This window comes from Bacillus timonensis (genome assembly GCF_004799755.1).
In the GTDB taxonomy this organism is placed as follows: domain Bacteria; phylum Bacillota; class Bacilli; order Bacillales; family Bacillaceae_L; genus Ferdinandcohnia; species Ferdinandcohnia timonensis_A.
The window spans coordinates 59,618-78,633 of the sequence record NZ_SLUB01000012.1; the positions used below are offsets into that span (position 1 = coordinate 59,618).

Here is a 19,016-nt window from a genome sequence, read left to right on the forward strand (position 1 = left end):
TCCATTCCTATCTTACTATGATACATAGGAATGGGCACTACTTTAATTGCGTAAATTTTCCAATCCCTGAATATTTATGTAATGGAGTTTTTGTGATTTTAATATGTTATTCTTGAGTATACTTTCATCAAAAGCTAGTATAGAGTGTGGGATTTAATTAGGAAGGAAGACAACATGGATAAACGTATATATTTTTTAATGGTCATCGCCTTTGTAATAGGGATGGTTGAATTGATCATTAGTGGTATTTTAGATTTAATTGCAGAGGATTTACATGTAACGCTTGGACAAGCGGGTTTGCTAATTACTGTTTTTGCTGTCATTTTTGCAGTGGCATCACCCGTTTTATTAGTCATGACAGCTAAAATTGAAAGAAAACGGCTGATGTTGGTTTGCTTATATACCTTTTTAATTGGCTGTATCGTCACAGTCTTTGCACCAACTTTTTCGATTTTGTTTATAGGAAGAATTATCTTAGCGCTAAGTGGAGCTTTATTAATCATATTATGTTTAGTTATGGCACCTAGCTTAGCAGGCGAACAGTATAAAGGTAGGGCGATTGGGATTGTCTCGATGGGAGTGAGTGCTTCCTTAGTATTAGGGGTACCGATTGGACTTATCCTAGGAAATAATTTTGGCTGGAGAGCACCCTTTGTACTTATCACGGTATTAACTGCACTATCCATTATTGGCGTTCATGTTTTAATGGGAAGAATACAATCAAAACCTCAAATTCCATTGCGACAACAGTTTGCTGCATTTAAAAATCACAAAATTACATTAGGGCTGACAACAACATTCCTTTATATGACGGGCCATTCTATTATGTACACCTATTTTAAGCCTTATTTAGAAGCAAATACTGATTTTAGTGCAAACTGGATTAGTATCATTTATTTAATTTTTGGCGTTTCTGCTGTATTCGGTGGAGGGATTGGCGGTGTATTAGCAGATCTATTGGGTTCAAGAAAAACAATGGTTATTGCTTTAATCGTATTTAGTACCATATTCTTTGTATTTCCATATACAACAGATTACTACCCAGTATTTTTTATCATCTTAATCGTGTGGGGGATTCTCAGCTGGGCGATTTCACCGGCCATGCAATCGTATTTGATTGAAATAGCACCCGATTCGTCGGAAATTCAGCAAAGCTTAAATAATTCATCACTTCACTTAGGTGTTGCTGTCGGATCGGTGATTGGAGCTGGAATAGTAGATACCCTTTCAGTCAATGTAAATCCATATGCTGCCGGAATCTTCATCATATTATCATTCATTACTGTAATTCTTTCTGTTAACAGTAGAAAAAAGAATACCTATAGAACAAGGAGCGCAAGTTGAGTTTGCGCTCTTTTCGTATATTTAGACCCCAATGTTTTTTGTTTTTTAGAAGGATTTTCCAAAATAATAGGAGAATAGGTAAAATTAAGAATACTAGGAAATGAGGAAATCAATTGGTACAAAAAAGTCAAACTACATACTCGCCACCTAAACATATCGTTTCAGCTGCGACTATTGTAATCAATGAAAACAATGAAATTCTATTAATTAAAGGTCCTAGAAGAGGTTGGGAAATGCCTGGTGGACAGGTTGAAGAAGGTGAGTCATTAAAGGAAGCCGCAATTAGGGAAACGAAAGAGGAAACAGGTATTGATGTTGAGGTTTTACGGTTTTGTGGGATTTTCCAAAATGTGAACAAGTCAATATGTAATACATTGTTCTTAGCAAAACCGGTGGGAGGGACATTAACCACTTCACCAGAAAGCTTAGAGGTTGGATTCTATCCGATTGAGAAAGCTCTAGAAATGGTAACTTTTAAGAATTTCAGAGAAAGAATTGAATTCTGCTTAGATGAAGACTCCCAGCCTTTTTTAATAGAATTTTAACTGTGTAAATTATTTTAGGAGAGGGCAAAATGACCAAAAAATATGTGAACTGGGGAAGCGCAAAAGTAAAGTTAACATGGAATCCTGTTCCACAATTACCACCAAGGGAGTTAATTACTAGTGTCCATGCTTTTTGCTTTAAGGATGGTAAGTTGTTGTTAGTTAAGTTACAAGATAGAGGTTGGGACTTCCCAGGAGGTCATATTGAGTTGAACGAATCCCCTGAAGAATGTATCAAGCGTGAAGCGTATGAAGAAGGCTACGTCACAGGGAGATGCTATCAATTAGGGTATATTGTAGTTGATCACAGCGAGAACCTAAATTGGAATGAGTCTAGTCCTTATCCAAAAGTAGGGTATCAGGTGTTTTATCGCATGGACATTGACGCATTACATGAATTTCTGGAGATGTATGAGTCAAAAGAAAGGCTCCTTATAGATCCGAACGATGTGAAAAAGTATTATGTCCACTGGAACGAACTATATCAAGAAATACTTGATTTAGCATTGAGCCAACTGTGAGTCGTAACAATGATTAGCTTGTTTTAGCAAAATATCTGGGGGGAACTATGAAAAAGTTTTATATTGCATCAAGTTTTAAGAACATAGAAATGGTTCGTTTTGTATCACAACAATTAATAAAAAGAGGTTTTTTACATACATATGATTGGACCCAAAACGAAAGAGTTTCGACATTCAATGATTTAAAAGCGATTGGTATCCAAGAGAAAAGTGCGGTATTAGAATCAGATTTTCTTATAGTCATATTACCAGCAGGAAAAGGAAGTCATATTGAACTTGGAATCGCGCTTGGACAAGGTAAGAAGATTTACCTATATTCACCGGATGATGAAATAAATCATTTTGAAACAACAAGTACATTTTATCATTTGCCTGAGGTGGAAAAGTGCATTGGTACGATTGAAGAATTAATAGAAAAGGTTTGTAAAATTAATCCATTTGTTGAATAAAGGTATTTCCCAAAAAGGTGGTGTGAGTATGTTCTATGTGAATGTTGAAGGTGCCGTTTATAAGGAAGACAAATGGTTGATTATTGAACGTAGTATGAAGGAGGAACACGCTGGAGGTTTATTGTCACTGGTAGGGGGAACTGTAGAAAAAGAGGGTAATTCTATAAATATATTAGAAAGAACATTAAGCAAGGAATTGTTCGAGGAAGTAGGAGTGAAGGTGAAAGAAAAGATGAATTTTGTAAGAAATACCTCATTTCAATTAGATGACGGTAGTGAAGTGATTGATATAGTTTTTTTATGTGAATTCAAAGAAGGAGAACCTTTTTCTAAAAGCCCAGATGAAGTTGATGCAGTATATTGGATGTCTACTGAGGAAATCGTTAGCCATCCTAAAGCACCGATTTGGTTAATTGAGAGCGTAAAGGAAGCTGAGAATCTCCTTAAAAAGACTTTATAAATCATATTCAAAAACTGGTTCGTTTCCCTGAAGGAGTTTGTAGGAGAACACTATTTTAAAAATAAGGCTTTTTATACAGGAGAGAATATGAAGATGAATAATTGGTGGTTTAGTTTTTATTTTTTGGTTATAGGCATAGTGTCCTTTTTTACTGGAGAAATTGTAACTTTTATCATGCTAGGATTTATATTACTAGCTTTAAATAATATCCACACCACGCTTAAACAAATATATAAACAAAATAACGGGGATAAGCAGAATTAATGCAGATAAAGAGATTATTATGAATTTTTGATGGAGATGTAATAATGCTAAGAAATGAAGATGATGTGATAAAAATAATATCTGAAGATGACCGGATGATGGAGATATTAAGGGCTGCAAAATCTTTACAATTACCTGACTGGTGGATATGTGCAGGGTTTGTACGTTCTAAAATATGGGATACATTACACGGCTTTACCGAAAGAACGAATACACCTGATGTTGATGTTATTTACTTTGATAAAGAAAAGATAGAAGAATCAACAGAGAAATTTTTTGAAGCAGCATTAAGAAGTCTTATTCCTGACATTCCTTGGTCGGTCAAAAATGAAGCAAGAATGCACGTTGTAAACAATATCCTCCCATATACATCCGCAGTTGATGCCATTTCCAAATTTCCAGAAACAGCAACTGCACTTGGGGTGAAAATAGATGATAAAGAAAATGTAATTCTTACGGCTCCTTGTGGAATAGAGGATGTTATCAACATGGTGTTAAAGCCAACAAGGTTTTTTGCAGAAACGAAAGAACGAATTGTGATTTTTGAGAAACGGATAGGTAAGAAAAACTGGAAGTCTATCTGGCCAATGATAAGAGTCTATCGCGGGTAAATTGTGATCAACTACATGCATGGAAAAGGAGGAGTATTTTGGGCACGAATCCTAAATTGCCACTAACGCTTGAGGAAAAAGGAAGGCTTAGAAAAGCGAAGGTTAAAATCGGAGAGATACACAAGCTTAGTACTTCTCAACTAAGACAAACTATAGATGTTCCGGAAGATAGAGCACGTCTCATTAAAGGATTGGCTGAATTCCAATCTGTTCCTTCAATTGGTTTTGAATTGGCTTCTAAACTGGTGAACAACTTACATATCCTTTCATTGCAAGATATTAAACAAAAAGATGGAGCTCGCCTATTTGACCTATTGGAAAAGGAATTAGGTGTATGGATGGATAGCTGTGTGGAAGATCAAATACGCTGTGTGATACATTTTGCGAACAATCCAAATAACAATAAACAATGGTTTGATTTTACAGATGATAGAAAGTTATATCGTCAAAAGTATGGATACCCAAAGGACAGGCCACAAAAAGCGTGGTATGAATAAGCAGCCTTGAGATTAAGTAAGGGGAATCAATCTATGAAATTAAAAAACATGAACATTCCAGAGCTTATGGAACATTATCATGTACCGGGTTTGAGCATTGCATTAATTGAAAAAGCTCAAATCAGTGAAAGAGGGGACTATGGCGTCCTACAGATAGGTGATGCTAAAAGTGTTACCGAAAATTCCATTTTTAATGCTTGTTCCATTAGTAAGTTTTTAACAGGAATGGTAGTTATAAAATTAACTGAACAAGGCCTTCTTGATTTAGATGAAGATGTAAACATAAAACTAGAATCTTGGAAATTACCTAAAAATGAATACTCGAAAAAGGTAACGTTAAGAAATTTGCTTAGTCACCAATCTGGATTTCTAGATCCTAAACAAAGTTTTACTGAACTAAAATCGAGTCTAGGCGCGCCTTCTATGTTGGACGTATTAGAGGGGAAAACACCTTATTGTAAGGAACCAATTAGAGTAAAATATGAACCTGAAAGTAAATTTCATTACTCGGATGCAGGTTTTTGTATTATTCAGCAGTTAATTGAAGATGTTACAAAAAAAACATTTAAGCAGGTTGCGAACGAACTCTTATTTAAACCATTAAAAATGAAAAATAGCTTGTTTATCACGGAAATCTCAGATGTAGGAAATGAAGACTTTTCAAGTGGACATAACAAAAATGGTGAAGTCGTAGCTGGTAACTATCCGATCTATCCGTACCCAGCTGCTTCAGGATTATGGACAACCACTACCGATCTGGCTCGGCTGGTCATTGAATTAATGAATGCATTAAAAGGTGAAAGTATCGTTAGCATTTCTGCAAGTAAAGCAAAAGAAATGATAGGCCCACAGAGGGATATGAAGTGGTGCGGATTAGGAGTGTTTTTGGAAGGTGCAGGAACAGAACTTGAAGTTTCTTCACTTGGTTGGGGAGTAGGGTTTCAAAGTATGCTAGTAGCATTTCCGAATAAAGAGACAGGTTCAGTAATTATGACCAATGCTGAATTAGGTGTTCACCAAATGGAAGGGATTATCGGTGAAATTTATAAATCCCTTGAATTGTAACGTTATGGTTTAACTGGAGGGTTCAAAAAATGAAAATAATCTCTATAAAAGAAAATCCCGAATATATGAAAAGAGCAATCACATATTTTCAAAGTAAATGGGCTAATGAACAAAGCATGATGGTATATGAAGATTGTATTGAACATTGTATGACGAGTCCGAATCCATTACCTCAATGGTATCTTTTGATGAAGGATGAAAAAATAATTGGCTGCGCAGGGCTCATTACAAATGACTTTATAAGTCGAATGGACCTGTATCCTTGGGTATGTGCTGTATACATTGAGGAGAAATATAGAGGAAATAATTATAGTTCTATCCTGCTAGAACGCGCAAAAAAGGATGCAAAAGCAGGAGGTTTTTCGAATGTATACCTTTGTACAGATCATATTGGATTATATGAAAAATACGGATTCAACCATGTTGGAACAGGCTATCACCCGTGGGGAGCGAGTTCTCGTATTTATTCGGTAACCTTATAAAAAATACCTTTCCAGTGCCGGGTTTTTGATTTAAAGTAGAGCTGAACTTATGAGAGAATGTACTTTAACTTTTTTTACAGGTAGTTGAAGAAAGTTGGAGGATACAGTATATTGGAATCCCTAACTTTCTTCTATGCAGTCTATATGAAAAGGGCAGGAGTCCCTCTAATAATAGTCTAGTTAAAAGATAATTTAATCATGTTATAGTATCTCTTACTCATTTATTAAAGGGCAATCAAGAGGTAAGCAAACTTCCACTGTTGTGCCTCTATTTAACTGACTAGTAATGTTCATAATGCCACCGTGTTGTTCAATGATTCTATAACAAACCATTAAACCTAATCCAGTTCCATTTTCTTTTGTTGTATAAAAGGGTTCTCCTAGTTTTGGGATTCTCTCCTCTTCTATCCCCATTCCTTGATCAACAATTTGAATACTTACCATCTTGTTATTGATTATCTGAGCCTTTACTATAATTTTCCCACCATTTGGCATAGCTTCTATCGCGTTTTTTATAAGATTAATAAAAACTTGTTTTAGCTGATTTTGCTCACAATTAATGAGCGGTAAATTTACATCATATTCTGATATAAGTTGTATACCTTTTAATCTGGCCTCGGTTTCAAGAAGTGATGTAATATTGTTTAGGATACGTTTTATATTTTGCGTTGCATATTTTGTTACTTGTGGCTTTGATAGGATTAGGAATTCACTCACTATCTGGTTTATTCGATCGATTTCCGATAACAAAATACTTGCATAATGTTTATCAATATCAGATGTAAGTAATTGAACAAAACCTTTAAGAGTCGTTAGTGGATTTCGAATCTCATGAGCCACTCCAGCAGCTAAGAGACCTACAGCTGCCAGCTTATCGGACCTTCTAATTCTTTCCGCTGCTAATTTAGAATCAGTGATATCCTTTGTAATTTGATAGATTCCAATACATTGATGATCTATTATGATGGGTATCATTTTTAACTCCATTACTCTGTTACTACCATCTTTATGAACCATTGATAGGGTAGATTCCTTCCATTCACCTTGGCTAACAAGCTTAAAGTGCTCATTATATAAATCTAGGTCTTCTGGTGCGATAACAGAATCCCACTCCATTTGTTGGAGCTCTGTAATCGGATAACCAAGTATATTCTCTGCAGCTGGATTTGCTTCTATTAATCTCCTGTCTAGATTAAATGTAAAGATGGGGTCAGAATTATGAGCAAATAATGACTCAAAACGTTTTTCGCTTTCCTTAAGGCGTTTTTCTAATAGTTTACGATTTTGTTCCTGGCTTTGAGTAAGTAGTTCCTCTACTTTTTTACGTTGATCGATATCAATATCAATTCCATTAAACTTTATAAGATTACCGTCCAGGTCAAAAATAGGTGTAATGCGTTTTTGAATCCACTTTAATTGACCGTTCGGTAGTAGTATTCGGTACTCAGCAATGCATTTTTCTCCATTTCTTAACTTCTGCTCTAATTCGTTTACAATATTGATATCTTCCTGGATAACGAGTTCTTTCCAGAACATGATGTTTTCTTTAAATTTAGTAGGTGAATACCCAAAGACATCACTAATTTTTGATGAAACCATCAATCTATTAGAACGGAAATCATATGAGTAAATGGCAGCATCTACATTGTTGAAAAGATCATTTAATTCCTTATCTTTTTTCTGAGCTTCCTTAGCATAATATTTAGCTTTATCATACTGTAGCCCAGTCCACCATACAGGATAAACCATTATTGCGGAAATGATGTATTCGAATATAGGTACGTACCCTAACTCCATGTAATCAAAAGTTTTAAAAGCAGCTGTTACAATAACGTAAATAAGCATCATCACTATTCTACCTGTATATTTCATCATTAATCTCCTTAAAAAAACCCTTCGCTTTCTAATCGATAAAAGTTATAATGAACTGATTTTATCAGTATTCGCTCAAAAAAAATAGGAATATTATCATATTTAGACATATAACGATTGTTTACTAGTTTGGATCACTTAATATTAATCGTTGCCATTGGCTATTTTAACATGTATTGTAAAAATATGGGTGAGTATCTAAGGGGATTTAAATTAAAATAAAAGGAGTAATTTTGATATGCTGAAAATCCTTGAAAAGGTAAACGAAATAAAATCAGGCGAAGTGGGAATAATTATTTATTCACAGCTCAAACAGGAGATTGTATTGTCGCATAATGAAAAATTAGTAGTACCACTAGCTTCAACTGCCAAAGTTGCCATTGGGTTTTGTATAGCAAAATTGGTAGAGGAAGGACATTGCAAATGGAATGACATTCTAACAAATATTAGCTATGACCCGAAAGAGGATAGTAACGAATTATATCCTCATTTTCAAAATAGGGATAACATAGCCCTTCAAGCAGCTGTTGAAGTAATGATAGCTTGTCACGACCAATTCATTGCTAATCGTATTGTTCAATTTTTAGGTGGATGGGAAAAGGTTAATAAAATGATTAAATCCTATTATCATAGAGTGAATATCTCCCCAGATCCCAGGAGTTCAGATAACAACGGCGAATTGAATCATTTAATGAACCTCCTATGTGAAGTATACAAAGGCTATGAACATAATCCAGAGTTATGGCATCCACTTATAAACGGCTTAGTAAGGCAACGTGGGGAGATAGACGGAATACCGTCCCATTTGTTAAACCATATGACGGGAGGATTAGAAGACCTAATCGTTGATATGGGGATAATGGGTGAATTCACTAAACATCCATTATTATATGTATTAGGGGCTAAGAATCTCCCCAATCGGTACACAGAAAAATTGGCTGATGAAAAAATGATGGAAGCTGTGAAATTAATTTATAATAAGTATTGTAATCAAGATGATGCGTAATAAAGATAAATAGAAAGGAGAATGCCAATTGAGTGAATGGAAGAAACTTACCAATGAATCGCAACAGAGATGGGAACAGAATGCGGAACATTGGGATAATTATATGGGGGAAGAGAGCAATCGATTTCATCGAGAACTGATCCGCCCTTATACTGAAAAACTATTAAATGTAAAAACAGACCAAACCATTTTAGATATTGCATGTGGAAATGGGAATTTTTTGAAGAGGCTTGCAGAATTAGGAGCAAAGGTTGTTGCATTTGATTACTCATCTAAAATGATAGAACGAGCAAAAATAAGAACAAAGGAATACATCAATCAAATCGATTACAAAGTGATAGACGCGACCAGTTACGAGCAATTATTCGAACTAGGTGATGAAAAATTTGATAGTGCTGTTGCAAATATGGGCTTAATGGACATTGCGGATATTCGCCCATTAGCCAAATCCCTACAGAAGATGTTAAAGCCTGATGGGATTTTTGTTTTTTCTATCACACATCCTTGCTTTCAACCCCCAGGTTTACGAAAAATCACCGAAACCGAAGATAGAAATGGACATGTAGTCACCACCCACAGCATCCAAATATCAAAATATCTCACCCCGGAACCCTATAAAGCGATTGGTATAAAAGGACAGTCCATCCCTCATCTTATGTTCCACCGCCCCTTATCGTATTATCTGAATCTATTTTTCGAATCGAATTTTGTATTGGACGGGACGGAGGAGCCAAGCTTCCAAAACGAAACCAATAAATTTGAGTGGAATGAGATACCGCCTGTGCTTATATTTCGGTTTCGAAAAATGCCGTAGGAGATTCATATTTAATGTCCACAAGGTTTGGGCAAGTTTCAAATATCGTTTATAATGAAGGTACAGATGGTTTTAGGAGGAGTATACGATGTACATAACTGACGAGGCTAAGCAATTGTTGGAAAAGTCGGGAGTGGTGGGGATTCGTCTATACACCGTTCCGAACAGCAATGACGGACCGCAAATTGCTTTAGCGATTGATGAACCCCATGAATTTGACCGTGTTCAAACGATTAAAGGGATTAAAGTAGCATTCGATCCTAGCGTAACAGGAACCGAGATTTTAACGTTAGACAAGGAAGAGAATGAAAATGGTGTTGGATTAGTATTAACAGGTCCTGGAAGCTATTCGTAAAAAGGAGGAACAAAAATGCCCCTTAAAAAGATTACACCTGAAGAATTGTATCAAAAAATGAACGAGCAAGAAAAGGTTGTTCTCCTAGATGTAAGGGCTGAGGATAAATACAATGATTTTCATATAGAAGGTCCCACTATCGAAAGTCAAAATTTATATAAAGCTGAAATATTAAACAATGGCAAGGCGATTGATTCATTGCCAAAGAATAAAGAAATTATCGTAACGTGCACAACAGGTAACTCTGCCACTAAGTGTGCGAACATCCTTTCAGAGCATGAGTATAATGTTGCTGTATTAGAGGGTGGAATCACTGCGTGGAAAGAATATTTAAAAACGAAATAATGAAAAGTGAAGGCGATTGCTAAACATAGGCAATCGCTCTTTTCGTATAAAAATGAACAAGGAGATTCAATTTAGTACAAAAAAGCAAAGGATTTTAAGAATAGCACAGCGAATTATTTACCATGGGTACAGATTTTTACCACAAAAGAACGTCACAATCTTTTAAAATTGAAATGCGAAAATGCGGTGAACATTATTTAGTTCGTGCTGAATGCTAAAATAGTTGAAATCCCTCATGATTGAATAATAGAAACATATATTTTACATACGACAAGTTCTCCTGTATCAAAGTCATGTATCAGAGGGGAGATGGCAAAATGAGTTACGAGATGCGGATTGCGACAATGCTAGCTGACCAGGTTGATGGTTTTATTCAATTTGTTCAAGAAAACTATGATCATAAACATAAAAGCTATGTGGAAAATCCCGATAAATTGTATCAGGTCAAGCTATTAATCGATGAATATAAGTTCCAACTTAACGCTGCAGAACTACGTAGAATTAATCGATTTTCTTGGAATGAAAAGTACACCTATCTATTAGTTGAAGATGTAAAAAAAGGATTGGGCGTAATTGAGGAATATGTGAAGCGGAACTACAATGATTTATTTATCTTAACCGGTAGACTGCATACACTACGTAGCCTATGTTCTTCCTTTCAATTATTGCCAAAATAGGGGGAAATGACATTAAACAGGCTATTTTATTTGTATTGATGCTGTTTGTGATGACTGGATGCTTAAATGCTCAAGACCAGGATGAACAATCCATAAAATTTCATAAGCGTATTGGCAATGAAAATAAGTATGAAGACTTTAAAGAAATAACCGATAACGAACAAGTTCAAACGGTGAAAAGGATATTAGATGATGCAGATTGGGAAAAAGTGAAAGTTGAAATGGATAGGCCTCCTGATTACCAATTTACATTCCATTTTAAAGATCCTGATACTGAGGCTAAAGCGGTATTACATATGCTTTGGGTAAATAAATACATTCTGGCTTTAGTAAGAGGTAATGATGAGTACGTTCAACTAAACAAGGAAGACTCAGAGGCTTTACTTGAAATATTGGTTGGGGAAAATGAAACGATTACTAGTTCACCATAATCTATAGTAAAGACTATGGTGATTTTTATTTTTCTTGAAAAATGAAAAAGGATTAAAACAATTTTTGTGGAAATAATGACTAAAGTTTTTTACACGGAGGAATTACAAATGTATTCATATACTATCTGTTTTATCAAACAAGGAAATAAAATTTTGCTGCTAAATCGGGAGTCGCCTGAGTGGATGGGAATCTGGAATGGTGTTGGAGGAAAGTTAGAGCAAGGTGAGACTCCGCTCGAATGTGTTCTTCGAGAAATTTGGGAAGAAACGGGTATCAAGATGAAGCATGAAAGTGTTTGGCATAAGGGCAACATTACGTGGACAAATCCTAGGCATTCGTATTTTGACGGTATGTATGTATTTGTTGCTGAGTTGTCAGAGGCATACGAATACCATACACCACTCAAAACCGATGAAGGTATCTTGGATTGGAAAGATCTATCTTGGATCATGCATCCGAAAAACGTAGGATTAGCCAACTTAAAATACTTTTTACATGAGATTCTTAATGATGAAACGAATTATGAACATCGATTTGTGTATGATGGGGACAATGTTGTTGATTTCTCTAGAATACCATTCGTAGAACCTATTCTAACTAAGTGAATATTCGTCGGGCTTATCAATGAACATTTTGTGAAAAGAATTCTAGCGGGAAAACTAAATTCGCAAAAACGTTTGTGAAGCAGATCATTTATTTGTAATAAGGGACAGTGAGGAAGTAGATTCTGTTATTGAAAGAATCATAGGAATTTCGAAAAATGTGTAAGGCCAAGGTTTACCCCTTGGTCTCTTTTATTAGAATTGAAACTGCTCCATTTTGAGAGGTTTCTTGCCAATGTTTCTGAGAGTTAGAGGAAAAATCCTGTCGATATCGAATATACATATTATGGAAGGTGGTTGAACTTGGCAAATAACATACCAAAGCGAATCCACATTATTGGGTCAGTTGGAAGTGGCAAAACAACATTCGCAAAACGACTCTCTTCAAAGTTGAATATCCCATTTTATGAGTTAGACAATGTTGTCTGGATAAGGGATAAGGCTGGAGATATAAGGAGAAGCGAAAAGGAAAGAGAAGTGTATCTAGATACGATTATTCAATCCGATAGTTGGATCATTGAAGGTGTCCATAACGAAGAATGGGTATCAAGTAGTTTTCATCAAGCTGATTTGATTATCTTTCTAGATCCAAGTTATCAAACCCGGACATATCGTATCATTAAAAGGTTTCTGAAACAAAAACTTTGGTTAGAGGATTCAAATTATAAACCAACATGGAAAATCTTCTTGAAAATGTTCAAATGGAACCGTCATTTTGAAGAGGTGGGTAAACCCAATTTCCTAAATAAGTATGGAGCATATCAAGAAAAAATATTGATTATTAAAGATAGGAATCCCTTAAAAGTATACGTTAGATCCTAATGCGCTTGTCGAAGAATGGACCACTGCAAGCTCGAAGGAAGTATTTGTGAATAGAGGGGGCAGCCTAATTTGCGAACGAATTTGTATTTTGTACGTCATGCCCACTCGATTTACACCCCAGAAGAACTAACAAGACCCCTATCTGAAAATGGCAAGGCGGATGCGTAAAGAGTTACTAGCATTCTTGTAAAAGAAAAGATTGATATAGTCATTTCAAGCCCCTATAAAAGGGCCATTCAAACAGTAGAAGGAGTTGCAGATTCTATACATCAAAATATAAGGATAATACATGGGAGAGAGAAGAACTTCTGAAAAAATTAGAGAAATAGAGTGAGGGATACCAATGTTACATGTAAAACCATTAGAAGATAGAGATTATGAACTTATTGAAGCAGCGGAAAGGGTAGTACAAAAGAATTATAGAAATGGCCGCCATCATATTGGCGCAGCAATTCGAACAACGTCTGGCAATGTGCATGCTGCGGTTCATTTGGAAGCGAATGTCGGAAGAATAGCGGTTTGCGGAGAAGCAATGGCCATGGGGAAGTCCATCTCTGAAGGGGATCACGAATTTGAAACAATCGTAGCAGTCGCACACCCACATCCTCATGAAAATATTGAAAAGTGCTGGGTGGTAGCCCCTTGCGGCATGTGCCGAGAACTCATCAGCGACTATGGTACAGATACCGATGTGATCATTTCATATAACGGTGAATTAGTAAAATGCAATATCATGCAATTGTTGCCTGAAAAATATGGAAGTGAACTTGAATAGAATGTCCGTTATGAGTGGAAGGGAGGTTGTTATATGCCTACATGCCAAAAGTGTAATAAAAAGTGGAGCTGGAAACAAACCTTAAAAAAATCCTTTACATTTACGAATGCAATAACTTGCCCCTATTGCGGGGAAAAACAATACATTACCGCTCGTACAAGAAAGATATCTGCATCGATTAGTTTTATAGCACCTATTTTGGGTCTTTTTTTGAATTTCTATTCTGATTCTCCTCATGTCATATTGTTTATAATGTTAGGCTTTTTGTCACTTTTTATAGTAATTTATCCATTTTACCTAGAAACTTCAAACAAAGAAGAGCCATTATTCGGCTAATAACAGGGAGACGATGAAAAAGATGTATAGTCCAGAGGAAAGAAAAAGTTATTTATGCACTCAAAATGCTTGAGACAATGAGAACCTACACTTTATTAGTACAAGCGATGAATGAGGATAAGAAACTACACCAATTTAAGGCGTATGATTCATTAGATCCATCCTTTATTACATCCTATCTATCAACTTACCCTGAAAAAGTGGATCCAATAACTATAGAAACATCGGCAGAAAAGGTAATCGGTCTTTTTGAGAACGTATTAGAGCAAAATTCCCATTTCTCCATGGATCATGATTTGCAGCAGTTACTAAACAAGACCCTTGTTTAAGTCTTTCCACTGAAATGCAGGAGATTATGTTTCTGCATTTCAGTACAACTGTTTTTTTACCAATAATGGCATGTAATAGCTATCTTTCATACAAGACTTTTGATATAATATTTCTGAATATTATCAATTTTAAAATAAAAAAAGGGGGGGCTTATGGAATGAAGAAATGGGGGTTTTTGTTTGTACTTGTTTTATCGGTTTTCCTAATTAGTGCATGTGGAGGAAGTTCAGAAACCGGAGGAGACGGAATTAGTGAGGATGGAACCTTAACAATAGGTGAAACCGGCCTTTACTCATCAACTGCAGGTGATTTTGAGGTAACACTAAATAGTGTTAAGTTTGAAACAGGTGAAGATGGTGAAAAGGCTCTAAGAGGTACATACGTTGTGGCGAATGCAACCGTAACAAGCCGAGCATCAAAAGCGGTAAATATAGAAGATGTTTTACCATTTAAAATCTTTGTCGACAATGTCGTCAACTGGAATAACGTTACAGCTGGAACGGAATTCAGTTTTGGAACTCAAATCTCGGGAGAAATAAAGGAAGGAGACTCCGTAACGGGTGAAATTATATTTGATGCGAGAGAATCAGATACGTACAAAATCATGCTTGGTAGCAAAGCAGAAACTACCAAACTTGAATGGGATCTTACCCCCGATGATTTTCAATAAATAAAATTTTGAAGCGTTGATCTAAATGTGAATCAACGCTTTTTTATTTTTATATTAAGTCCTTGTAAGTAAGTGGAAAAACAGCTTGTTAATATGTTTAAATGGTAGTAAATGATGAAACGATGGGAAGGATTCGTTTGGTAAAAAGGTATTTGGTTCTTACATTGTTAATAAGTCTCGGATTTGCAACAATTGCATTAGCTATAACAGAGCGTAAAGAAGAGCCCGTGAGAGCAGGGGAATCATTGATCATAGCCCATCGAGGAGCAAATGATCGCTTTAATGAACATACTTTAACGGCTTATAAAATTGCTTCTCAAGATGGGGTTGATTATTTAGAAATTGATCTGCGTATGACAAAGGATGGCGAACTGGTAGCCATGCATGATTATACTATCGATCGAACGACAAATGGAAAAGGGAAGGTTTCTGGTTATACTTTGTCAGAGCTTAAAAAATATCAGACAGTATCAACTTTTGAAAATAAAAAGGTATCAGAGGAAATTCCAAGTTTGAGGGAAATTTTTGATGAGTTTTCTGATACGGAGAATTTTTATATCGAAACAAGACTTGTGAACAACCAGTTAGCTATGGAGGAGAAAGTAATTGAGCTTTTAGACGAATATCAGTTACTTGATGATAAAAGAGTCATCCTTCAATCCTTTTCTACAAAAAGTTTAGATAAGATTAGTACGTTAGCACCGGATATTCCACTTACCCTTTTGTTTAAAAAAGGGAAATTTGATTTGAATAAGGCTATTGCAACAGACTACCCCATTATCGGGATAGAATCAAATGATGTAACATCCCGCATTGTTAAGAAATTACACGGCAATGGTAAGAAAGTACATGTTTATTTTACAAATAAGAAAACCCAAAAAAGGGAGCAAACTCGGTTGAAAGACTTGCAAATAGATGGTTACTTCACCGATTACATCCTTTATACAAAGGAATTATAACGGGACACGGGGACAGGTACATCGTCCCATTTGGGACAATGTACCTGTCCCTCTGACCCACTAGGGAGGGAACTATGAAAACTATAATTAAAACAATCGATAAGGAAAAAGCCTGGGAGATCCGACATAAAGTCATGTGGCCTGATAAGGATTTTGACTACATAAAATTAGAAGATGATGATAGTGGGATTCATTATGGTCTTTTTAAGGAGGACAAGCTCATTTCGGTTATCTCCCTCTTTATAAATCATGATGAGGCTCAGTTTCGTAAGTTTGCAACACTTCAACATGAACAAGGTAAAGGGTACGGAAGTAGATTATTAGACTTTGTGATAAATGAGGCAAGGAATCAAGACTTGAACAGAATATGGTGTAACGCCAGACAGAATAAGATGGATTTTTATAAAAAGTTCGGTTTAAAAGAAACCCATCATCGTTTTACAAAAGGCGGTAAATCCTATGTCATAATGGAGAAAATTATCGAAAGGTAGGAGGGAAGTAGATTGCTAGTTAGAGAAATTACACCCGCAGATGCAGAAAACTTTGTTCTGCTGACCCAGCAGGTGGAAAATACATCAGATTATATGCTATGGGAAGCGGGGGAAAGGAAAGTGAGTCCTGACCAGCAACGGAAAATGATCGAAAGAATCGAATCAGATGAGAACTCGACGATTCTTGTTGCGGAGGAAAACAATCAGTTGATTGGTTTCTTAATGGCTATTGGCGGCAATGCAAGAAGAAACAAACATTCCGTGTACATCGTGATTGGAATCTTGAAGGATTTTAGGGGAAAAGGCGTGGGTACAAAGCTATTTAAAGAAATGGAAAAATGGGCGATAACCCATCAAATCCATCGCTTAGAATTGACCGTTGTGATTCAAAATACAGCAGGTTTATCTTTATATAAAAAGATGGGATTTGAAATCGAGGGTACAAAACGACATTCCCTATTAATCGATGGAGTCTTTGTGGATGAATACTATATGGCAAAGATTTTGTGAATTGAAAAGTGTGAACTTCCAAGCAGGATTCACACTTTTTTTGTTGAATAAAACATACAAATGAAGAGGCCCAAAAAGGGAGTGATCCTTATGAAAAACATCTATATTATCAGGCATTGCGAAGCGGAGGGGCAGGAACCGGAGGCACCTCTAACCAATAATGGTCAAACACAAGCTGTTGATGTAGCCGCCTTTTTTGAAAATAGAAAAATCGATCGAATAATTTCAAGTCCCTTTAAACGTGCCATTCAATCAATACAGCCACTCGCAAATGAAATAAATATAGAGATTGAAACAGATCAGCAACTGGCCGAACGCGTGTTAAGTTCACTAATAATGCCAGATTGGTTTGTGAAATTAAGAGCAACATATGATGATTTTGACCTTGCATATGAAGGTGGAGAAACTAGTCGAGAAGCTGCAAACCGAATTCTTGGCGTTGTTGACGATGTTTTAAAAAGTGACGCGGAAGATACCATTTTAGTCACACATGGCGGCTTAATATCATTGCTATTAAATCATTACAATAAAAACTTTGGATTTGAACAATGGAGAACACTGAGTAACCCTGATATTTACATTTTAAAACTAGACCAACATATTTCCCTAGAACGGATTTGGGAAGCAGAAAAGGATAATCTCTAACACCGAATTACATAAATATAGAATAACCCTTAATGAAAGGAGAGCATTCCATGAAAACAATAGGAATTTCGCTTTTGTCCACAATTGCTTTATTTTTTATGAGCGTTTTTATAGTGAGTCCGATTATGTCTAATATAGGCTATTCTTCGGTGGAATCATCGTATCATTTACAAACGCATGCCTTATTAGTAACGCTAATCTTTACTGTGATTCTATGTACAATTTTAGGTTCAAGATATATTGTAGAGGAACTAAAAAAAGAAAAAGGGTAAGTGTTTTTTGATTGAAAAAAATGATAAAATACTGAAACTTCTGCTAATATTTTACGTAAATGTATAAAGAAGGGAGTGGGATCCTTGAAAAGATACATGATCGTTGTTTTATTAGTGGTAATTGTGGAGCTATGCTTGCTGTTCGGTATATCGTTGTTTTTTGATACAAACCTTGCTAACACGATATTCCTTGGCTCCTGCATATTCGCCATCTTTGCCTTTTTGATGAGTTCAACTGGAGATGTTTTATCGAAAAGTGGTCAAATGGCCGTTTTTGATGCGCTTTTAGGGGGCTACAAACCACAGCACGAGAAAATGACATTAAGAATTAGTCCCTTTTTAGTCGGTTCGATTTTCTGTTTTGGCATGTATTTTGTTTTATATTATGTAGGGTTTTTAACGTAATGGAAAATTGAAAATGAAAAAAATAATCTGTTTAACGATCGTATTTTTGTTGGTAACTCAAACATGTGCCAGCGCTCTTAGTTGGGCCTATTTCTTTGTTGTTCATGATGGGAAAGTATATGAGATTAAAGAAGACATGCTACTCAAACAATATGAGGTAGGAGAAATGATTGGCAAAGTCGAAACAAAAGCGGATGAATATACTGGTGACTATTACGGAAATGCATCCAACTACTATGAAATCGACACAGTATATTTTAAAATTGAAGATATTCCAATCAATGAAGCTATTGCTGTGCAAACGGTAGAAGGTCACTATGTAAAGGCAGTCTATGTTCACGATGCGCCCTCTAGTTTCAAAAATGTACTAATGAGCGTTAACTTTTGGACCATCTTTGGCGTTAGTATTGTGCTATTGGTCGGGATAACGGTGTTACGATCGAAGCAAAGGTAATTTTTA

Annotated in this window: 29 protein-coding genes and 1 pseudogene; 29 read left to right on the forward strand and 1 reads right to left on the reverse strand. The window is 35.8% G+C overall.

Translation table 11 applies throughout. The features are described 5' to 3' along the window. Positions 1–174: 174 nt before the first annotated feature. The 9 genes from E1I69_RS09200 to E1I69_RS09240 all read left to right on the forward strand — a co-directional run bounded on the left by E1I69_RS09200 (position 175) and on the right by E1I69_RS09240 (position 6,238). Positions 175–1,344 (forward strand): MFS transporter, encoded by a 1,170-nt coding sequence (locus tag E1I69_RS09200; protein ID WP_136379313.1) that lies wholly within the window; start codon positions 175–177, stop codon positions 1,342–1,344. Between the two features lie 113 nt (positions 1,345–1,457). Next, a complete protein-coding gene (locus tag E1I69_RS09205) occupies positions 1,458–1,889 on the forward strand; it encodes an NUDIX hydrolase (RefSeq protein WP_136379314.1) in 432 nt (143 codons plus the stop codon). 29 nt (positions 1,890–1,918) lie between these two features. Next, positions 1,919–2,410 (forward strand): NUDIX hydrolase, encoded by a 492-nt coding sequence (locus E1I69_RS09210; RefSeq protein WP_136379315.1) that lies wholly within the window; start codon positions 1,919–1,921, stop codon positions 2,408–2,410. 47 nt (positions 2,411–2,457) lie between these two features. Beyond that, positions 2,458–2,859 (forward strand): group-specific protein, encoded by a 402-nt coding sequence (locus tag E1I69_RS09215; RefSeq protein ID WP_136379316.1) that lies wholly within the window; start codon positions 2,458–2,460, stop codon positions 2,857–2,859. Between the two features lie 28 nt (positions 2,860–2,887). Beyond that, a complete protein-coding gene (locus E1I69_RS09220) occupies positions 2,888–3,319 on the forward strand; it encodes an NUDIX hydrolase (protein WP_136379365.1) in 432 nt (143 codons plus the stop codon). Between the two features lie 308 nt (positions 3,320–3,627). Then, a complete protein-coding gene (locus tag E1I69_RS09225; RefSeq protein ID WP_136379317.1) occupies positions 3,628–4,194 on the forward strand; it encodes a nucleotidyltransferase family protein in 567 nt (188 codons plus the stop codon). Positions 4,195–4,232: 38 nt separating this feature from the next. Next, positions 4,233–4,691 carry a helix-hairpin-helix domain-containing protein gene (locus E1I69_RS09230; RefSeq protein ID WP_136379318.1) on the forward strand — a complete coding sequence of 153 codons (459 nt, stop codon included), beginning with the start codon at positions 4,233–4,235 and terminating at the stop codon, positions 4,689–4,691. A gap of 33 nt (positions 4,692–4,724) precedes the next feature. Beyond that, entirely contained in the window at positions 4,725–5,756 is a 1,032-nt protein-coding gene (locus E1I69_RS09235) for a serine hydrolase domain-containing protein (protein ID WP_136379319.1), read from the forward strand. Between the two features lie 29 nt (positions 5,757–5,785). Beyond that, positions 5,786–6,238: a GNAT family N-acetyltransferase gene (locus E1I69_RS09240; RefSeq protein ID WP_136379320.1), complete on the forward strand. Its 453-nt coding sequence runs from the start codon at positions 5,786–5,788 to the stop codon at positions 6,236–6,238. A 213-nt stretch (positions 6,239–6,451) separates the two neighbouring features. On the opposite strand, the gene E1I69_RS09245 is transcribed toward E1I69_RS09240, so the two are convergent. Continuing rightward, a complete protein-coding gene (locus E1I69_RS09245) occupies positions 6,452–8,113 on the reverse strand; it encodes a PAS domain S-box protein (protein WP_136379321.1) in 1,662 nt (553 codons plus the stop codon). Positions 8,114–8,348: 235 nt separating this feature from the next. Between E1I69_RS09245 and E1I69_RS09250 the strand changes: the two genes are divergently transcribed. The 20 genes and pseudogenes from E1I69_RS09250 (at position 8,349) to E1I69_RS09345 (ending at position 19,010) form a co-directional block, all read left to right on the forward strand. Beyond that, complete coding sequence (locus E1I69_RS09250; protein ID WP_136379322.1) at positions 8,349–9,116, forward strand: serine hydrolase; 768 nt, start codon at positions 8,349–8,351, stop codon at positions 9,114–9,116. A gap of 28 nt (positions 9,117–9,144) precedes the next feature. Beyond that, positions 9,145–9,930: a class I SAM-dependent methyltransferase gene (locus tag E1I69_RS09255; protein WP_242634567.1), complete on the forward strand. Its 786-nt coding sequence runs from the start codon at positions 9,145–9,147 to the stop codon at positions 9,928–9,930. An 88-nt stretch (positions 9,931–10,018) separates the two neighbouring features. Further along, a complete protein-coding gene (locus E1I69_RS09260; protein WP_136379323.1) occupies positions 10,019–10,285 on the forward strand; it encodes an adhesin in 267 nt (88 codons plus the stop codon). 15 nt (positions 10,286–10,300) lie between these two features. Beyond that, positions 10,301–10,630: a rhodanese-like domain-containing protein gene (locus tag E1I69_RS09265; RefSeq protein ID WP_136379324.1), complete on the forward strand. Its 330-nt coding sequence runs from the start codon at positions 10,301–10,303 to the stop codon at positions 10,628–10,630. Between the two features lie 317 nt (positions 10,631–10,947). Further along, on the forward strand, positions 10,948–11,307 hold the full coding sequence (locus tag E1I69_RS09270) for a hypothetical protein (RefSeq protein ID WP_136379325.1): 360 nt from the start codon (positions 10,948–10,950) through the stop codon (positions 11,305–11,307). A 50-nt stretch (positions 11,308–11,357) separates the two neighbouring features. Continuing rightward, positions 11,358–11,738: a hypothetical protein gene (locus tag E1I69_RS09275; RefSeq protein ID WP_161974868.1), complete on the forward strand. Its 381-nt coding sequence runs from the start codon at positions 11,358–11,360 to the stop codon at positions 11,736–11,738. Between the two features lie 108 nt (positions 11,739–11,846). Continuing rightward, entirely contained in the window at positions 11,847–12,344 is a 498-nt protein-coding gene (locus E1I69_RS09280) for an NUDIX hydrolase (RefSeq protein WP_136379327.1), read from the forward strand. A 300-nt stretch (positions 12,345–12,644) separates the two neighbouring features. Further along, on the forward strand, positions 12,645–13,163 hold the full coding sequence (locus E1I69_RS09285; protein ID WP_136379328.1) for a shikimate kinase: 519 nt from the start codon (positions 12,645–12,647) through the stop codon (positions 13,161–13,163). A gap of 69 nt (positions 13,164–13,232) precedes the next feature. Next, a pseudogene (locus E1I69_RS09290) lies at positions 13,233–13,448 on the forward strand (SixA phosphatase family protein); the annotation flags it as partial. 58 nt (positions 13,449–13,506) lie between these two features. Continuing rightward, the gene (locus E1I69_RS09295; protein WP_136379329.1) at positions 13,507–13,938 is read left to right on the forward strand and encodes a cytidine deaminase; all 432 of its coding nucleotides are present in this window, start codon (positions 13,507–13,509) and stop codon (positions 13,936–13,938) included. A gap of 33 nt (positions 13,939–13,971) precedes the next feature. After that, positions 13,972–14,274 carry a TIGR04104 family putative zinc finger protein gene (locus tag E1I69_RS09300; protein ID WP_136379330.1) on the forward strand — a complete coding sequence of 101 codons (303 nt, stop codon included), beginning with the start codon at positions 13,972–13,974 and terminating at the stop codon, positions 14,272–14,274. A 77-nt stretch (positions 14,275–14,351) separates the two neighbouring features. After that, positions 14,352–14,603 (forward strand): hypothetical protein, encoded by a 252-nt coding sequence (locus tag E1I69_RS09305; RefSeq protein WP_136379331.1) that lies wholly within the window; start codon positions 14,352–14,354, stop codon positions 14,601–14,603. 158 nt (positions 14,604–14,761) lie between these two features. After that, positions 14,762–15,274 carry a DUF4352 domain-containing protein gene (locus E1I69_RS09310; RefSeq protein ID WP_161974869.1) on the forward strand — a complete coding sequence of 171 codons (513 nt, stop codon included), beginning with the start codon at positions 14,762–14,764 and terminating at the stop codon, positions 15,272–15,274. 137 nt (positions 15,275–15,411) lie between these two features. Beyond that, positions 15,412–16,233 (forward strand): glycerophosphodiester phosphodiesterase, encoded by an 822-nt coding sequence (locus tag E1I69_RS09315; RefSeq protein WP_161974870.1) that lies wholly within the window; start codon positions 15,412–15,414, stop codon positions 16,231–16,233. Positions 16,234–16,307: 74 nt separating this feature from the next. Beyond that, entirely contained in the window at positions 16,308–16,724 is a 417-nt protein-coding gene (locus E1I69_RS09320) for a GNAT family N-acetyltransferase (RefSeq protein WP_136379334.1), read from the forward strand. Positions 16,725–16,736: 12 nt separating this feature from the next. Continuing rightward, positions 16,737–17,234, forward strand: a complete 498-nt coding sequence (locus E1I69_RS09325) for a GNAT family N-acetyltransferase (RefSeq protein WP_136379335.1) — start codon at positions 16,737–16,739, stop codon at positions 17,232–17,234. A 90-nt stretch (positions 17,235–17,324) separates the two neighbouring features. Then, positions 17,325–17,879: a histidine phosphatase family protein gene (locus E1I69_RS09330; protein ID WP_136379336.1), complete on the forward strand. Its 555-nt coding sequence runs from the start codon at positions 17,325–17,327 to the stop codon at positions 17,877–17,879. A gap of 50 nt (positions 17,880–17,929) precedes the next feature. Next, complete coding sequence (locus E1I69_RS09335) at positions 17,930–18,151, forward strand: hypothetical protein (RefSeq protein WP_136379337.1); 222 nt, start codon at positions 17,930–17,932, stop codon at positions 18,149–18,151. Positions 18,152–18,235: 84 nt separating this feature from the next. Next, on the forward strand, positions 18,236–18,556 hold the full coding sequence (locus tag E1I69_RS09340; RefSeq protein WP_136379338.1) for a hypothetical protein: 321 nt from the start codon (positions 18,236–18,238) through the stop codon (positions 18,554–18,556). Between the two features lie 13 nt (positions 18,557–18,569). Next, positions 18,570–19,010, forward strand: coding sequence for a hypothetical protein (locus E1I69_RS09345; RefSeq protein WP_136379339.1), 441 nt, complete (start codon positions 18,570–18,572; stop codon positions 19,008–19,010). Positions 19,011–19,016 lie beyond the last annotated feature (6 nt).

Coding starts and splice junctions, on each gene's coding strand:
- E1I69_RS09200 (WP_136379313.1), top strand. CDS start 175: ATGGATAAACGTATATATTTTTTAATGGTCATCGCCTTTGTAATAGGG.
- E1I69_RS09245 (WP_136379321.1), bottom strand. CDS start 8,113: ATGATGAAATATACAGGTAGAATAGTGATGATGCTTATTTACGTTATT.
- E1I69_RS09270 (WP_136379325.1), top strand. CDS start 10,948: ATGAGTTACGAGATGCGGATTGCGACAATGCTAGCTGACCAGGTTGAT.
- E1I69_RS09220 (WP_136379365.1), top strand. CDS start 2,888: ATGTTCTATGTGAATGTTGAAGGTGCCGTTTATAAGGAAGACAAATGG.
- E1I69_RS09275 (WP_161974868.1), top strand. CDS start 11,358: ATGACTGGATGCTTAAATGCTCAAGACCAGGATGAACAATCCATAAAA.
- E1I69_RS09225 (WP_136379317.1), top strand. CDS start 3,628: ATGCTAAGAAATGAAGATGATGTGATAAAAATAATATCTGAAGATGAC.
- E1I69_RS09345 (WP_136379339.1), top strand. CDS start 18,570: ATGAAAAAAATAATCTGTTTAACGATCGTATTTTTGTTGGTAACTCAA.
- E1I69_RS09295 (WP_136379329.1), top strand. CDS start 13,507: ATGTTACATGTAAAACCATTAGAAGATAGAGATTATGAACTTATTGAA.
- E1I69_RS09280 (WP_136379327.1), top strand. CDS start 11,847: ATGTATTCATATACTATCTGTTTTATCAAACAAGGAAATAAAATTTTG.
- E1I69_RS09215 (WP_136379316.1), top strand. CDS start 2,458: ATGAAAAAGTTTTATATTGCATCAAGTTTTAAGAACATAGAAATGGTT.
- E1I69_RS09320 (WP_136379334.1), top strand. CDS start 16,308: ATGAAAACTATAATTAAAACAATCGATAAGGAAAAAGCCTGGGAGATC.
- E1I69_RS09300 (WP_136379330.1), top strand. CDS start 13,972: ATGCCTACATGCCAAAAGTGTAATAAAAAGTGGAGCTGGAAACAAACC.
- E1I69_RS09235 (WP_136379319.1), top strand. CDS start 4,725: ATGAAATTAAAAAACATGAACATTCCAGAGCTTATGGAACATTATCAT.
- E1I69_RS09310 (WP_161974869.1), top strand. CDS start 14,762: ATGAAGAAATGGGGGTTTTTGTTTGTACTTGTTTTATCGGTTTTCCTA.
- E1I69_RS09265 (WP_136379324.1), top strand. CDS start 10,301: ATGCCCCTTAAAAAGATTACACCTGAAGAATTGTATCAAAAAATGAAC.
- E1I69_RS09335 (WP_136379337.1), top strand. CDS start 17,930: ATGAAAACAATAGGAATTTCGCTTTTGTCCACAATTGCTTTATTTTTT.
- E1I69_RS09260 (WP_136379323.1), top strand. CDS start 10,019: ATGTACATAACTGACGAGGCTAAGCAATTGTTGGAAAAGTCGGGAGTG.
- E1I69_RS09305 (WP_136379331.1), top strand. CDS start 14,352: ATGAGAACCTACACTTTATTAGTACAAGCGATGAATGAGGATAAGAAA.
- E1I69_RS09240 (WP_136379320.1), top strand. CDS start 5,786: ATGAAAATAATCTCTATAAAAGAAAATCCCGAATATATGAAAAGAGCA.
- E1I69_RS09330 (WP_136379336.1), top strand. CDS start 17,325: ATGAAAAACATCTATATTATCAGGCATTGCGAAGCGGAGGGGCAGGAA.
- E1I69_RS09210 (WP_136379315.1), top strand. CDS start 1,919: ATGACCAAAAAATATGTGAACTGGGGAAGCGCAAAAGTAAAGTTAACA.
- E1I69_RS09250 (WP_136379322.1), top strand. CDS start 8,349: ATGCTGAAAATCCTTGAAAAGGTAAACGAAATAAAATCAGGCGAAGTG.